Source organism: Paenibacillus sacheonensis, assembly GCF_009909195.1.
GTDB classification, from domain to species: Bacteria; Bacillota; Bacilli; order Paenibacillales; family Paenibacillaceae; genus Paenibacillus_Z; species Paenibacillus_Z sacheonensis.
In genome coordinates, this window is sequence record NZ_JAAAMU010000009.1 from 177,392 (window position 1) to 191,363 (window position 13,972).

The 13,972-nt window shown below is 59.6% G+C and carries 13 protein-coding genes; 2 read left to right on the top strand and 11 right to left on the bottom strand.

Annotated features, from left to right (window positions below; all coding sequences use genetic code 11):
• Window positions 1-6: 6 nt before the first annotated feature.
• The 5 genes from GT003_RS18395 to GT003_RS18415 form a co-directional block, all read right to left on the bottom strand.
• Window positions 7-414 carry a VOC family protein gene (locus GT003_RS18395; RefSeq protein WP_161700462.1) on the bottom strand — a complete coding sequence of 136 codons (408 nt, stop codon included), beginning with the start codon at window positions 412-414 and terminating at the stop codon, window positions 7-9.
• 105 nt (window positions 415-519) lie between these two features.
• Window positions 520-954, bottom strand: a complete 435-nt coding sequence (locus GT003_RS18400; protein ID WP_161700464.1) for a YciI family protein — start codon at window positions 952-954, stop codon at window positions 520-522.
• Between the two features lie 390 nt (window positions 955-1,344).
• Window positions 1,345-2,604 carry an RNA polymerase sigma factor gene (locus GT003_RS18405; RefSeq protein ID WP_161700466.1) on the bottom strand — a complete coding sequence of 420 codons (1,260 nt, stop codon included), beginning with the start codon at window positions 2,602-2,604 and terminating at the stop codon, window positions 1,345-1,347.
• Window positions 2,605-2,606: 2 nt separating this feature from the next.
• Window positions 2,607-3,035: a YciI family protein gene (locus GT003_RS18410; RefSeq protein ID WP_161700468.1), complete on the bottom strand. Its 429-nt coding sequence runs from the start codon at window positions 3,033-3,035 to the stop codon at window positions 2,607-2,609.
• A 449-nt stretch (window positions 3,036-3,484) separates the two neighbouring features.
• Window positions 3,485-4,894, bottom strand: coding sequence for an MATE family efflux transporter (locus GT003_RS18415; protein ID WP_161700470.1), 1,410 nt, complete (start codon window positions 4,892-4,894; stop codon window positions 3,485-3,487).
• A 182-nt stretch (window positions 4,895-5,076) separates the two neighbouring features.
• Between GT003_RS18415 and GT003_RS18420 the strand changes: the two genes are divergently transcribed.
• Both GT003_RS18420 and GT003_RS18425 read left to right on the top strand, forming a co-directional pair.
• Entirely contained in the window at window positions 5,077-5,607 is a 531-nt protein-coding gene (locus tag GT003_RS18420) for an SEC-C metal-binding domain-containing protein (protein ID WP_161700472.1), read from the top strand.
• Window positions 5,608-5,841: 234 nt separating this feature from the next.
• A complete protein-coding gene (locus GT003_RS18425; RefSeq protein ID WP_428842602.1) occupies window positions 5,842-5,967 on the top strand; it encodes a hypothetical protein in 126 nt (41 codons plus the stop codon).
• Between the two features lie 233 nt (window positions 5,968-6,200).
• Here GT003_RS18425 and GT003_RS18430 read toward each other — a convergent pair whose 3' ends face one another.
• The 6 genes from GT003_RS18430 to GT003_RS18455 all read right to left on the bottom strand — a co-directional run bounded on the left by GT003_RS18430 (window position 6,201) and on the right by GT003_RS18455 (window position 13,941).
• Window positions 6,201-7,043, bottom strand: a complete 843-nt coding sequence (locus GT003_RS18430; protein WP_161700474.1) for a MurR/RpiR family transcriptional regulator — start codon at window positions 7,041-7,043, stop codon at window positions 6,201-6,203.
• Between the two features lie 19 nt (window positions 7,044-7,062).
• Window positions 7,063-7,821, bottom strand: a complete 759-nt coding sequence (locus GT003_RS18435) for a PHP-associated domain-containing protein (protein WP_161700477.1) — start codon at window positions 7,819-7,821, stop codon at window positions 7,063-7,065.
• Window positions 7,793-8,959, bottom strand: a complete 1,167-nt coding sequence (locus GT003_RS18440) for an ABC transporter ATP-binding protein (protein ID WP_161700480.1) — start codon at window positions 8,957-8,959, stop codon at window positions 7,793-7,795. The genes GT003_RS18435 and GT003_RS18440 overlap by 29 nt, the downstream gene beginning before the upstream one ends.
• Window positions 8,959-10,785 carry an ABC transporter permease subunit gene (locus GT003_RS18445; RefSeq protein WP_161700482.1) on the bottom strand — a complete coding sequence of 609 codons (1,827 nt, stop codon included), beginning with the start codon at window positions 10,783-10,785 and terminating at the stop codon, window positions 8,959-8,961. Before GT003_RS18445 ends, GT003_RS18440 begins: the two co-directional genes overlap by 1 nt.
• Window positions 10,786-10,809: 24 nt before the next feature.
• Window positions 10,810-12,078, bottom strand: coding sequence for an extracellular solute-binding protein (locus GT003_RS18450; protein ID WP_239565957.1), 1,269 nt, complete (start codon window positions 12,076-12,078; stop codon window positions 10,810-10,812).
• A gap of 687 nt (window positions 12,079-12,765) precedes the next feature.
• The gene (locus tag GT003_RS18455) at window positions 12,766-13,941 is read right to left on the bottom strand and encodes a cation diffusion facilitator family transporter (protein ID WP_239565956.1); all 1,176 of its coding nucleotides are present in this window, start codon (window positions 13,939-13,941) and stop codon (window positions 12,766-12,768) included.
• Window positions 13,942-13,972: the final 31 nt, after the last annotated feature.

The following is a 13,972-nucleotide window of genomic DNA, read 5'->3' on the forward strand; positions in this document are numbered from 1 at the left end:
GGCTCGCTATTCGTTGGATGCCGTATGCTTCACGATCTGCCAGCTGACGCCGAACTTGTCCTGCACTTCGCCGTAATACGCGCCCCATGGCTGCAAAGCCAGCGGATACTTCACTTCGCCGCCGTCGCTCAGCGCGGCGAACGCATCGCGAGCCTCCGATTCGTCGTCGTACGTCAGCGTTAACGAGATGCTGCGCGTATAGCCGCCCGGCGGAAAGTCGGAGAAGAACAGCATATTGCCGCCTGCCACCGTCATCGCCAGATGCATCACTTTGTCCCCCATCTCTTCCGGCGTCCCCGGCATCTGCCCGAACGTCATCGTGGACAGAATCTCCCCGCCAAGCGCTTGCGCATAGAACCCTGCTTGCTCTCTAGCATTCTCCGACATCACGTACGCCGTTAATTGCGCTCCCATGTTCAACATCCTCTCTCGTTTTGATTTCGTCTTGGTTCGTTTTCGTTGGTTCTACTCTTACGACGAACGGCGCGATCGCAGATCGACAGATCCCGGAAAAAAGTTTTATTTCTTTCTGAACCTCTCGATTCCATCCGCAAGATCGGTCGTGAAGACCTGCGACCGCAAGACTCGCAGCGCGAATTCGTCCTCGGCTGCCTCTCGGACCTCGATGACGCGCGCGCCGCAGCCGCTCGGATTCGGCATGCGCAAAGCCCAAGCTATCGCTTCGTCCACCGTACGGACGTCGATCAGCACGCAGCGCGCGACCGGTTCCGTCTCCCGGGCGAAGGGCCCTGCCGTCACTTCCGGCGGACCGCCGGAAGCCGGGTACGAGATCTTCACGCCGCTGGCGCTCGGCAGCAGCCGCTCATCCGCGAGCAGCACGCCGGCGCCGGAGATCGCTTCGCGATAGGACATCCACGCGGAGTCGTAGTCGTCCCCCCGCTCGATGCCGGCTTCGGAGTGTCCCGTCGCTTTGACCAACAACATAAACCTCATGGCAATTCCTCCATTTCTCGATCGGACCGGTCAATCGGATCGGCAGTCATTCGGCAGCCATGGCTGCCTGGCCGCCTATTCATTGCCCATCTGACTCTTCGACGAACGGGAAAGGACGAAATCGACATGGTCGAGAGAAATTCTTGCTTGGCGAATGCACCGGCATTGTACAAAGCAAGCTGTGCAGGATGGCGTATGCGCATGTGCAGGATGGCGTATGCGCATGTGCAGGATGGCGTATGCGCATGTGCAGGATGGCGTATGCGCATGTGCAGGATGGCGTATGCGCATGTGCAGGATGGCTGCATGCGGCATGTGGCGCATGCAGCCACCTAGGCGTCACATCATCACCCGAACCGAGACTACCGCCCTCGCGGTATCGCGCCATGCTCACCCGCCGCACTCGGCGGCACGCTTCAGCAGGAGTGCCTGCTCGCGCTCGTTGCGCGTCAAGGAAGCGGCGCGCTCGAATTCGGCGCGCGCTTCCGAGCTTCGGCCCAGCTTGACGAGAAAATCGCCGCGCACGCTCGGAAGCAGGTAATAGTCCCGCAAGGACGGCTCGGCGCTCAGCGCATCGACAAGCTGCAGGCCGAACGACGGACCGAAGGCCATGGCGACAGCCACGGCGCGATTCAATTCGACGACGGGCGACGGCGCCGCGCGGGACAGTGCTTCATACAGCGCGGCGATGCGCACCCAGTCGGTCTCGTCCGCCGTTCTTGCCTGCGCGTGGCAGGCCGCGATCGCGGCTTGCAGCGCATACGGACCGAGCGGACGGCCCAGCTTGCGGGCCCGCTCCAGCGCAGCCAAGCCGCGGCGGATCAGCAGGTGATCCCAGCGCGCCCGATTCTGATCGAGCAGCAGCACGGGATCCCCAGCCGCATCGACCCGTGTCTTGAACCGCGACGATTGGATCTCCATCAGCGCCACCAGTCCGTGCGCCTCGGACTCCCCCGGAGCGATCTCCGCCAGCATGCGCCCCAGCCGCAGCGCTTCCTGGCAGAGCAGCGGACGGATCCACTGGCCGCCCGAGGTGGCCGAATACCCTTCGTTGAACATGAGATAGATGACTTCGAGCACGGCCGACAGCCGCTCCCGAAGCGCTTCGCCTTCCGGCACCTCCAGCGGCACCTGCGCGGCGCTTAACGTCCGCTTCGCCCGTACGATTCGCTGCGCGATCGTTGACTCCGCGACCAGGAACGCCTTCGCGATCTCGTCCGTCGCGAGTCCCCCGAGCAGGCGCAGCGTGAGCGCGACGCGCGCTTCCCGCGAGAGAATCGGGTGGCAGGTCGCGAAGATCAAGCGCAGCAGGTCGTCGCCGATCTGCCCGTCCTCCATGACCTGCTCCAGATCATCCTCGGCGTACGTCGGCGCCGTTCGGCCGAGCTCTTCATATTTGCGGACTTGCGTCTTGCTTCTGCGCAGCAGATCGATCGCGCGCCGCTTGGCCGTCGTCATCAGCCAGGCGCCGGGCTTGTCCGGAATGCCGCTGACGGGCCAGCGCTCCAGCGCGATGACGAGCGCGTCTTGGGCGAGATCCTCGGCCATGCCGACGTCGCGGACCATTCTTGCCAGCCCGGCGATCAGCTTGGCCGACTCGATCCGCCAGATCGCCTCGACCGTGCGGTGCGCATCAATCGCCTGCGCCATGCTTATTTATCCCTGCCGAGCTGCTCGCGAATCGCGTTCTCCCGGGCCTGAAGCTCCGGATCGGCCGTGATTTCCGCGAAGTCGAATATTTGGCGGAGCTCGATCTCCCCTTCGCCGAAGCCATGCGGATCCGGCATGCGCAAAGCCCATTCGATCGCCTCTTCGCGCGATTTCACCTCGATCATCGTAAAGCCGGCGATGATTTCCTTCGTTTCCGCGAACGGACCGTCGATCACCTTGGGCTTTCCGCCCGGCTCGGGGTACGAGATTCTTATCGCGTCCGAGCTCGGATGCAGGCCGTCCGCCGCCACCAGCACGCCGGCCTTCGACAGTTCCTCATTGTACCGCGTCATCGCTTCCACCAGTTCCTGCGTCGGCATAACGCCCGCCTCGGAATCCTTTGTCGCTTTCACGACCATCATGAATCGCATCGTTCTTTTCCTCCTGATTTCGGTAGTGAGCCTCTAACTCCGACAGCTCCCATAAGGACGACGAACAAAGCGGCGCAATATCGACAATATCCGGCGATGGTTTGCACATACGCAACCCTAAGGCTGTTCGCACGGCATTCGTCGTGTGATCGACCGGCCTTCCGCCCTGTAAAGATATAGCAATTATAATATGGACGGACCCAATGAATCTACGGTTTCCCCTGCAAACCAGGCGGTTGGTCAAGGGAGCGGATACCGTGCCGTGACGAAAAATAAAAAGACAGTTTCGGGAACCCATCACCCAAAACTGCCGCTGTTCGTTTCTATTTATTTGACTGTTCGCTATTCGTGCATTTGTGTATTCGTCATGTTCGCCTACTCATTCGGCTATTCGTTCGGCCCATTACTTCGTGCCGAGTGCCGCGCCAACGTCCGACGATCATGACGGACTACGCGCTGATGACCGTCTCGATCGGCTCCCGCACGACGATGGCGGGCTCCACGAACGATTTTCTCGCCCAGACGCCGCTCTTCCAGCGCGCCAGCATGATCAGGCCCCGGAGCCATTCGTCGACGGTGAAGGCGATCCATACGCCCGGCAAGCCCCAGCCCAGATGCACGCCGAGGAAGTAAGCCAGCGGCACGCAGACGCCCCACATCGAGAATACGCCCATGAGCACCGGGAATTTCGCATCGCCTGCCGCCCGAAGCGAATTGATGACGACGATATTGAAGACGCGCCCCGGCTCCAGGATGAGCGAGATGAGGAAGATGCCCGCCCCCATCCCGATGATCTTCGGATCGTCGGTAAACAAGCCGACGAGCTGGAAGCGGAACAAGGTGGTGATTCCGACGATGACAGCCGTCAGGATGATGCTGATGCGCAGACTCCGCAGCAGCCGATGATACGCCGCCTTCTTCTCGCCCGCGCCGACCATATGACCCACCATGATCTCCGTCGCCATGCCGATCGACGTGGACATCGCCATGAAATACATGCTGATATTGTACACGTAGATATGCGCGCTCAGCGCCTGCTGTCCGATGATATTGACGAACACCATGATCATCATGTATTGGGACTGCCAAGCGATATGCTCGCCTGCGGCCGGCAGCCCGACCCCCAGAATCGTACGCATATGCCGTTTGTCGAACGATACGTAATCCTTGAGCCGAATCGGGCTCGGTATCCGGCGGTACATGAGCGCGATCAGCACGATTATGCCGATGATCCGGCTGCCGATGGTCGATACGGCCGCTCCCGTCACGCCCCATTCCGGCGCGCCGAAATGCCCGAAGATCAGCATGTAATTTCCTGCCACGTGGAGCAGGTTGACGCCGAGCGTGACGAACATGACGTCACGCGTCCTGCCGTTCGCGCGGAGAATCGAAGATACCGCATAGGATATCGCTTCGACCCAGATGAACCCGCCGATGAGCTTCAAATACTTGTTCGCGATCGCGATTTGGGCCGGGTCCAGGTTGAGCAGCTCCAGCAGCTGCTTGCTGAACGCCACGATCAGGAGGCTGATGAAGAGGCCGAAGACGACGTTCAGCGTAATCGCCAATGCGGAGATCCGGCTGGCCGTCTCCTTCTTCCCCGCGCCCAAATGCTGCGTAACCGCCACGCTCGTGCCGATCGCGACGAAACCGAACATTAAAATGCAGAACACGATCAATTCATTGGCCAACCCGACGGCACCGGCCACGTTATCGGATATGCGGCTTAGCATGAACACGTCCGCTGTGCCCAGCAGCATCCGCAGAATGGAGTCGATCAGGATCGGCCACGTAAGCGCGAATAAACTTAATTTTTTCCAGGTTGGCATCGCTTCTCCCGGCAGTTCCCCCAGCTTCATAAAAAGGTCAATCTCCTTCGTTCTCGTGATGAACACTGACGTTTGCGCATTTCTTGCCTTCGATCATTATGCCATATCGCACTCTTCTCCGCTTGTCCAATATTTATGTCTTTTTGGGCATATGATTGATGACAGGGGAACCTTTCTGTTACCATGATTAACGTAAAGGAGCGATTTACCCGATGACGAAGAAAGCAAAAGTGGGCCGCAACGCCCCCTGTCCCTGCGGCAGCGGTATGAAATACAAGAAGTGCTGCCTCCCTCAAGACGAAGCAGCCCGCATGGCAAACGTCAGCGTTTTGACTGCGGCAGGCGCCGAGACGCGCACGGAGGCTGACCTATACGGCGCCGTGCCGGAAACGATCGAAGACATGTACGGGGCCATCGAACGAATGTCCTGGTCCAATTCCCAATATGGCATTATGGCTAGAACTTTGGTTCAGCACCTCTCCGAACGCTTTACGTGGGACGAGATCAACGCGACGATTCTTCTCTGGTTCGCTTATTCGCGCGAGCAGGAGCCCGTCGTGCCGAAGCCCGGCGTCGTGTTCGCCGCGCTGGAATACAGCCTCGCTCAGCTGACGGGGCGCAGCGAAGTCACCAAAGCAGAAGTCGCGAAGCGCTACGAGGTATCCGCGGGCAGCGTGTCCAAGCGGATCGCCGACCTATCGCCTTTCGTGGAGCGTGCCATAGCCGCCTTGAACGGCGAGTAACGAACGCGCAGGCACGGCAGCTGCCGGAATCACTCAAGCTACTTTCATGAATAGGGGCTCTTCGGCATGGTTGCCGGAAGCCCCATTTTTTATTGACGGTCCGGGTGCCTCGGACTGGACTTGGCTGCATCCGAACCTATCTGCTGGTCGTGCCGACCAAGTAGATCCCTTTTCTCCTACCCCGCGGACGAAGCCGAATTCCTGCTCTCGAAGATCCGATTTCTCGGATTGCGCGTGAAAGTGATCCGGGGCGACTATTTGAAGCGCCGCATGGCGGAAGCCGCGTCCAAGGCGCTGGCCCGTTACGCGGAAGATGCTCAAGGGTCGCCCGGCATCATGCCTCCGGCCGCATCCACCTGAGAGCGCGACCAGGAGGAAAGGCTTACAAGTTCCGGCTGGCTGAGGATGTAGCAGTCGTTAACCGCGCTGCCGCAGCGCGCCGAAGAGCCCGCGCCCGGATATCCGGATGCGGGCTCTTCGGCATGCCTCCGCGACCCTGCCTAATTTCTACTCCTCCAGCTATAGACCCCCGCATACCGCAAAGAAAGTCACCGGCAACCGTAATACCGCAAATGTCGGCCCGTACCCTGCCCTCACACGTTCTTCGGCAGTACGCTCCGGTATTGCCGGCGCAGCCGGTGCAGCTCCTCGCCGTTGTGCAGCGCCTGCGCTTCCCGCTGCTTTCCGACCGCGGCGAAGAGCGCCTCGATGACGGCGACCGGCGCGACCATGGAGTGGAATTCCCATAATTCGCCCCGGGCCGTATAGAGGCATACGTCCGCTTGGCCCAGCATGCCGCTGACCGCAAGATCGGTAATCAACAAGCTCCTGCAGCCGCGCTCCTTCGCGAACTCGAGCAGTACCGCCATCTCCGGGGATTCGGATACGAAACCGAAGATGACGATCGCGTCTTCCCCGCGGACATGGATGAGCTGATCGAACAGCTCATGTCCGCCGCGAGTCAGCCGGCGGCAGGGCACGCCGAAGCGAGTCAAGCGAAAATCCATGAGCGCGGCGAGGCCCTCGGCGGAGCCCGGACCATAGATATGAACGGTCCCCGCCGTCCCCAGCAGTCCGGCAGCCGCTTCGAAGCCGGCCTGCTCCAGCCTCTCCGCCGTCTGACGGAGGTAATCGGCCGACGCCATGACATGCGACGCGGCAGCCGTACCGTCCGTCACCTTCTCGAAAGCGGACTGCAGCTTGCGCGACGGCGACAGCAGCACCTCGTCCTTCACCCGCTGCTTGAACTCCTTTAGATTCTTCGCCCCGACCACCGCCCAGAAGCGCGACACGGTCGAGATGCTGACCTGGCACGCTTGCGCCAGATCTTCTTCGACCATGAAGACGATATCGTCCATATGCTTGCTGATATAATCGGCGATCCGCTGATGGCCCTTCGTAAGGGTTCGGCCGTCCCAAAGCGATTCCGCGTGCATTCCCGTTCCCCCTTGACGATTAGACGACTTCCTTCTTGTGCTTGAGCAGCTTCTTCACCATATTCGCGGCGCGCACCTGCAGATGAAGCGATGGCGAAATCTCGCGCTTGTACGCACCCGAGCGGATGGCTTCCTTCAGTTCCGCGACGGTCTCGATGCGGCCGGCGAATGCGTTGTGCACGCAGCCGACCTGGAACATCTGATGCGCGTCGCTGCCCGCCACGACCGGAACGCCAAGCTCCGCGCCCAGCTGCAGCACTTTCGCGATATTTTCCTGGATGCCGATCTGGTGCAGGTCCTTCCCGTTCAAGTCGAACGCATCGAAGCGGCGCAGCAGCTCATGATCGATATGGTAGAGATGGTTGGATTCGCGGAACGGGTGGCCGCCGATGACCAGCATTCCGCGCGGCTCGCACAGTTCGAACAGCCGTGCCAGCCCGATGAAGCGATCAGGCGCCGTGTGGTCATCCAGCGCCGCGCGAATCTCCAGCAGCTTATCCTTCGGCCCGCTGACGAGGATATGTCCGCCTTCGGCGACGTCGACTTCCATGCCCGTGAAGATTCGGAAGCCGTCGGCGTCGTAGTAGTGATTGTTGCACGGATACATCGTATCCAGCGTGCCGTATACGTCCTCGAACCGATGCGTATTGAAATGCTCCGTCAATGTGATGGCATCCAGGCCATTGGCCCGCGCCTCGCCGATCATGCTGTCGAAGTGCTCCCGCTCGAAGTTTGTTTTCTTGGACAGTTTAACGTGAAAGTGTAAGTCGATTTTCATGATGCGATTCCTCCGATAGGTTCGATTGTGGAATTAGCTTCTCGAGCCTGGCGCCCGTCCGCTCGTCGTAAATATTCATGTGTTCCTTGCGCAGGTCGGCATAAAGCGCGGTCCCGGGCTCGTAATCCGCATCGCCCATGACGCGCGCGGCCATGGCCGCGGCTCCGGCGCGCAGCTGCACGAGCGTCTCCGAACCGGAGGGGAATATGGCCTCGACCGTGACCGGAAATAGGCCTGGCCCCTGCTGCTCGAACAAGCGGATCTCTTCCGGCTTGATCGTCACGACGACCTTCTTGTCGTTCGCTTCAGGGCCGCAGCCCTCGAGGGGAATCGCGGTCACCGAAGTCTTCAAGCTTGCGCGTCCGCCATGGTGCGCGATGACGCCGTCCAAGCGATTCATATACAGGCCGGAATTACCGATAAAATCGGCCACCTGCAGCGTGGCCGGGTGCTTGTAGAGCTGCCGTGGCTTATCTGTCTGCACGATGCGGCCGCCGAAGAAAACCGCGACCCGCGTCGACAGCGACAACGCCTCCTGCTGGTCATGCGTGACATAAATGATCGTCGTATGCAGCTCTTGGTGCAGCCGCTTCAGCTCGGCGCGCATCTCCACCCGCAGCTTCGCGTCCAGGTTGGACAGCGGCTCGTCGAGCAGCAGAATCTCCGGCTGCGTGACGATGGCGCGCGCGATCGCTACGCGCTGCTGCTGTCCGCCCGACAGCTCGCCGGGATACCGGCCCGCGAGCTCCGGAATGCGCATGTTCTCGAGCGCCGCCTGAACGCTCCGCTTGATATCCGCTTTGCTCATTCGCCGCACCTGCAAACCGAATGCGACATTTTCGAATACCGTCATATGCGGCCACAGCGCATAACTTTGGAACACCAGACCGAGGCCGCGCTTGGACGGTTCCATATGGTAAGCCCTCTCCCCGTTCGCGACTTCCCGGCCGCCGATGCGGATCGAACCGGCATCGGCCCGCTGCAGGCCCGCTATCGTACGCAGCAGCGTCGTCTTGCCGCAGCCGGAAGGACCGAGGAAGGTGATGAAATCCCCTTGCTCGATGACAAGATCAATGCCGTTAAGGACTTGCTTCTGCTGCAGGCGAACTTGGATATTGTTCAACTCGATTGCCGTCATCATTGCCCTCCTATCCCTTGCGTGAGATCCGCTTTGCCGAACTTGACCGCCGCGGCGTATACCGCCATGACGATGAAAATAATGATCATGAGTATGACGTTGGTCAACTGCTCGTAGCCTTTCTCCGCGTAATAGAACGTTAGCGTCGTCAGCGTCTCCGTCCTTGGCGTGACGAGCAGGATGATCAGCTCCATCTCCTTCATCGCGCCGATGAACACGAGCAGGAACATCGATACGAGATTCTTGCGATTCAGCGGAAGCAGAATTCGCCGGAAGCGCGTCAGCCACGAAGCGCCGCTGATCTGCGCGGCTTCCTCGAGCTCCGTTCCGATCTGCAGCATCGAGGCGCTGCCGGCCTTGACGGTAAACGGCAGTTCCTTCACGACGGTGATGAGAATGAGCAGTGTCATCGTGCCGTACAGCGCTGGCAGGAAGAACGTCGGCTTGGCGAAGATCGAGATGTACAGCGCGGCCAGCGAGATGCCCGGTATCAGATAGGGCAGGAACGACGCTTGGTCGACCGCCCGTCCCAGCCAGCTCAACCTGCCGCGCGCGACGACATAGCCGAGCGCCACGCCGACCACGGCAGCCGCGATGGCCGCGATGCCGGCAATGGCGAGCGAATTTTTGAGCGCCAGCGTGAAGATCGGATTCTGCATCGCGCCTTTCTCCCCCGTGTTGATAGCCGGGTCGGAGCCTCCCCACCAATAATGCGTCGTAAAATTACTTAGACTATATGTGCCTTCCTTAAGCATGAACGATTGCGCCAGCAGTACCAGCAGCGGAACGACGGCCACCATCGCCATCCCCAGCGAAGCAAGCGTCGCGACCGGATATTTCCACGAGCCGAGCGGCGTCAGCGTGCGCGCGCTGCCCTTGCCGGTCACGGTGACGAAGCTCTTCCTGCGCCCGATGGCGCGGTGGTTGACATAGATCGCCAGCATGGAGATGAGCATGAGCGTCAGGCTGAGCACGTTCGCCTCGGTCGTCAGCCTCGAACGCATGCTGGAATACAGCATGGTCGAGATCATGTAGAAATTAACGGGCGTGCCGAGCAGCGCCGGGACGCCGTACGAACTGATCGCCTTCGTGAAGATCAGGATAAAGCCGGACAGAATCGACGGCAGCACGAGCGGCATGACGATTCTGCGGAGAATCGTCAGCCTGCTCGCCCCCGCCACGCTCGCCGCTTCCTCCAGCTGGCTGTTCATCGAACTCAGCGCGGCGCCGACGATCAGGAAGAAAAACACGCTGTCGTGAATGGACAACGAGATGACGATGGGCACGAAGCCGTACGACAGCCAATCCGGCATCGACACATGGAGTAGCGACTGCAGGATGCCCGGCGTCCCGCCGATCTTGCCGTTCTTGAAGAACGTCAGCCAAGCTTGGGATAGAATCCACGCCGGCAGCAGATAGGGGATGACCGCCAGGAACGATATCGTCCGCTTCAGCGGAATGTCCGTCCTCGTCACGAGCCAAGCAAGTCCGCAGCCGATCGCCATCGACAACACGGACACGGTCGCGCCCACGGCCAAGGAGTTCAGAAGCGGTTTGTAGAACAACGAGTAGCTCATGTCGCTCGCCAGCACGCGAATCCAATGGTAGAGGGTGAAGTGCCCCGGATCCGCTTCGCCCGTCAATCGCATGTCCTGCCGACGCCAAATAAACGTCGACCAAGCGATGCGCAGCACCGGCCAAATGACCATGTACGATAAGAAGAGAAGGGCCGCGGCCCCGATCAGATGAACGGGATTCCGCAGCCGATTCAAGATGATGTTCTGCCAACGCGGCCGCTGGCTGATCGGGGCCGTTACTTTCGCCACTGTTCTCTCCGCCCTTGCTGTGAATTACTTTTGCTTGATCCAGAAATCGCGCACCTTCGGCGCGGCATTGTAGAGCGCTTCGCCGTCGAAGGGCCACAGGTTGAGCGACTCGAACGAAATGTCGTTCTTCGTCTGCACGTCGGAGCGCGGCACCCACGAGCCTACCTCGTTGAACGGATCCAGGCCCGCTCCCTTGGCGTCCGTCTCGCCCATCATCCAGCGGATGAACAGCTTCGCGCCCGCTTCGTGCGGGGCTTTGTTCGCCAGGAAGAAGTAACCGGCATCGGGAACGGCCGTCTTCGGCTTGATATCGTAGATCGGCTGAATCGTCCAGCCGTTCTCTTCGTTCTTCGAGACATCGCCCGACACGGCCAGTCCGACCGCCTCGCTGTCCGCTTTGCCGATCGCATCCAGGACGTCGTCGCTGCCCTTCAGCACGATCAGGCCGTTGTCGAACAGCTCCTGTATGTATTCATAGCCGGCGTTCTCCGTGCCGTGCAGCTCGATGTCCTTGCCGAACTTTTCCTTGTACGCCGCTGCCATGTCGTCGCTGTTCGTGACCATCGTCGTGAACAAATCCATGAACGCCGGCGAGCTGAGCGGATCGGCGGTATAGACCTTGCCTTTGAATTCCGGCGTCGTCAGATCCCACCAGTTGCTCACGGGCGCTTTCTCGTAATGTTTCGCGTTGTAGAAAATCGTCCGGAATTCCACGTAGTTGGCGTAAGCCTCCGCTTGCGTGCGGTAAGGCTCGTCGACCTTCGGCGCGATATCTTCCGGCAAGTATTTGATGTAACGGCCAGGCTTCACCATCTCTTCCTCGACGGCGCCGCTGACTTCTTTGGTCACGATGACATCCGGATTGAACTGGCCGGCATCCTGTTCCTTCATGACTTTATCCATCATCTCGTCGGACTTGACCTTGCTCACTTCGACTTTTATGCCCGGGTATTGCTTCATGAAGGTCTCGGCGGCGTCGTTGGCGCGCCCGGACGTGGAGTAGACGATAACCTTGCCTTCTTCTTTGGCCTTGGCGTACAGCGCGTCGACCGATTCCTCGGACGCCGATGCGCCCGTCGTATTGCCGCTTCCGTTACCCGCGGCAGCATTGGTGCCCGCTTCGTTCCCTGCCGCTTGACCGTTCGCGTTCGTGCCCGCATTCGCGCTGGCCTCTCCGTTTGCGGAAGCATTGCCGTTATCGGCGTTTTGTCCGCATGCTGTCATAATCATTGCTGCCGCAGCGAGCGCGAGCACCGTCTTCGCGGGCTTATTCTGATGTAGGCGGTTCAACATGGTTGGATATCCTCCTGGGCGATCGGCGTCGTAGGGCCGCATCGGTATGGTTTTTTCATCTCCTTCATGACTATAAATCCGAATTGTAAGCGGCATGTTTCTCCTATGTGGAGGTTTGGTAAAAAACTATTATTCGTTCATAAAATGATAGTTTTTGTTCATTTTGGTTCTGCTGAGGCTCAATGTGCTTTCGTACGCCAAAAGCTGCCGCACGTGCACAATTCCGGGCTCATTTCGTCTCTTTGTGCTTTAAAAGCTGCTGTATTGCACAATTCCTGCCCAAACTCGACACTTCGCGCTTCAAAAGCTGCTGTATTGCACAATTTCGGGCTCATTTCGTCTCTTTGTGCTCTAAAAGCTGCTGTATTGCACAATTCCGGCCCAAACTCGGCACTTCTTGCTCCAAATGCTGCTGTGGTGCACAATTTCGATCCAAACTCGACTTTCGCGCGCCAAAAGCTGCTCATTTACACAATTCCGCCCCCTAGGCACGGAAAAAGCCCCCTCTCCCCCTTGCCCCTCAGCTCATTTTCTACGAATGCTCGCCTAATTGGAGACTGCGGCACGCAAGCCGCATGTCCTGCCGGACAAAACAAAGAACCTTGAACCCCGCTTATAACAAGCAGTTTCCAAGGCCCTTTGCATTACATACCCCTCGCGACAATCGATAGCCATTCCGCCCCACTACTATCCATGCTCATGCGCATGACCCGGCTCCGACCCATCGCATAACATCGAGGCCGGATGCGGGTGGCCATCGTCCTCCATTTGAACCGTGCAGTGTCCGATGTTCAGATGCAGCAGGCGGTGCTCGATTTCCCTTAGCAGCGTTTGGCTTTGGCCGATGGTCATATCGGCATCCAGCGTCACGTGGCAGGAGAGCGCGTTGCGGCCGCTCGTAATGCTCCAGACATGCAAATCATGGACGGCATGGATGCCCGGTATGGAGCAGATCGCTTCCGCGACTTTCCGCAGCTCCACGTCCTTCGGCGTCGCTTCCATGAGGATATGGATGGTTTGCTTCACGATGCCGAAGGCGCCGAAGGCGATCAGCACGGCGATACCCACGCTGAGGATGGGATCGACGACGTACCACCCGGTAAAATGAATGATCAGTCCGCCGATGATAACGCCCGCCGAAGCCGCCGCATCGCCTACCATGTGCAGCACGGCGCTTCTGACGTTCATATTGTCTTCCTTATTGAGCCCAAGTCCGAATCCCAGGTATAAATTCAGGATCAGTCCGACGCCGGCGCTGATGAACAACCACGTGCTGCCGACTTCTTCGGGGGCCTGCAGCCGCCTGACGGCCTCCCATAAAATAATGATCGCTATCACGATCAGCGACAGCGCATTGATGAAGGCCGCCAGGATGCCCGAACGATGGTACCCGAACGTATAGCCTTCCGAAGGCGCCTTGAGCGACTGCTTCATCGCATACCAGGACAGGCCGATCGCCGCGATATCAGTCAGCACATGACCCGCGTCGGAGAGCAGCGCCAGGCTGTTGGAGATGATGCCCCCGACAACCTCGACGGCCAGTATCGCGAAGCTGAGAAAGAACGCCAGCTTCATCTTGCCGATCGGCGCATGCGTATGAAAAACGTCGCCATGATTATGGCTGTGGCTGTGGCCGTGTCCATGGCCATGATCTTGCTCGTGACCATGTTCTTGCTCGTGATCATGTTCATGCTCGTGATCATGTTCATGCTCGCGATGATGCCCGCGAGGCCGGGAGTGACCCATCTGCGATTCCCCTTTCACCTTGCGCGAACGCAGAGGCGGCACGGCTTCGATCGACGCCCGTGCCGCCGCATCCTTATGCCGTCCGCGGCTCCCTGCCGTACTTCCGCTATGAGCCATTATTCTCATCAGTGTAGCATACGGGGAATTG

What these genes read in the sequence shown, in the direction of transcription:
- GT003_RS18450 (WP_239565957.1), bottom strand. Translation starts at nt 12,078, where the DNA reads ATGTTGAACCGCCTACATCAGAATAAGCCCGCGAAGACGGTGCTCGCG.
- GT003_RS18440 (WP_161700480.1), bottom strand. Translation starts at nt 8,959, where the DNA reads ATGACGGCAATCGAGTTGAACAATATCCAAGTTCGCCTGCAGCAGAAG.
- GT003_RS18395 (WP_161700462.1), bottom strand. Translation starts at nt 414, where the DNA reads ATGGGAGCGCAATTAACGGCGTACGTGATGTCGGAGAATGCTAGAGAG.
- GT003_RS18430 (WP_161700474.1), bottom strand. Translation starts at nt 7,043, where the DNA reads ATGCACGCGGAATCGCTTTGGGACGGCCGAACCCTTACGAAGGGCCAT.
- GT003_RS18400 (WP_161700464.1), bottom strand. Translation starts at nt 954, where the DNA reads ATGAGGTTTATGTTGTTGGTCAAAGCGACGGGACACTCCGAAGCCGGC.
- GT003_RS18405 (WP_161700466.1), bottom strand. Translation starts at nt 2,604, where the DNA reads ATGGCGCAGGCGATTGATGCGCACCGCACGGTCGAGGCGATCTGGCGG.
- GT003_RS18455 (WP_239565956.1), bottom strand. Translation starts at nt 13,941, where the DNA reads ATGGCTCATAGCGGAAGTACGGCAGGGAGCCGCGGACGGCATAAGGAT.
- GT003_RS18420 (WP_161700472.1), top strand. Translation starts at nt 5,077, where the DNA reads ATGACGAAGAAAGCAAAAGTGGGCCGCAACGCCCCCTGTCCCTGCGGC.
- GT003_RS18415 (WP_161700470.1), bottom strand. Translation starts at nt 4,894, where the DNA reads ATGAAGCTGGGGGAACTGCCGGGAGAAGCGATGCCAACCTGGAAAAAA.
- GT003_RS18435 (WP_161700477.1), bottom strand. Translation starts at nt 7,821, where the DNA reads ATGAAAATCGACTTACACTTTCACGTTAAACTGTCCAAGAAAACAAAC.
- GT003_RS18410 (WP_161700468.1), bottom strand. Translation starts at nt 3,035, where the DNA reads ATGCGATTCATGATGGTCGTGAAAGCGACAAAGGATTCCGAGGCGGGC.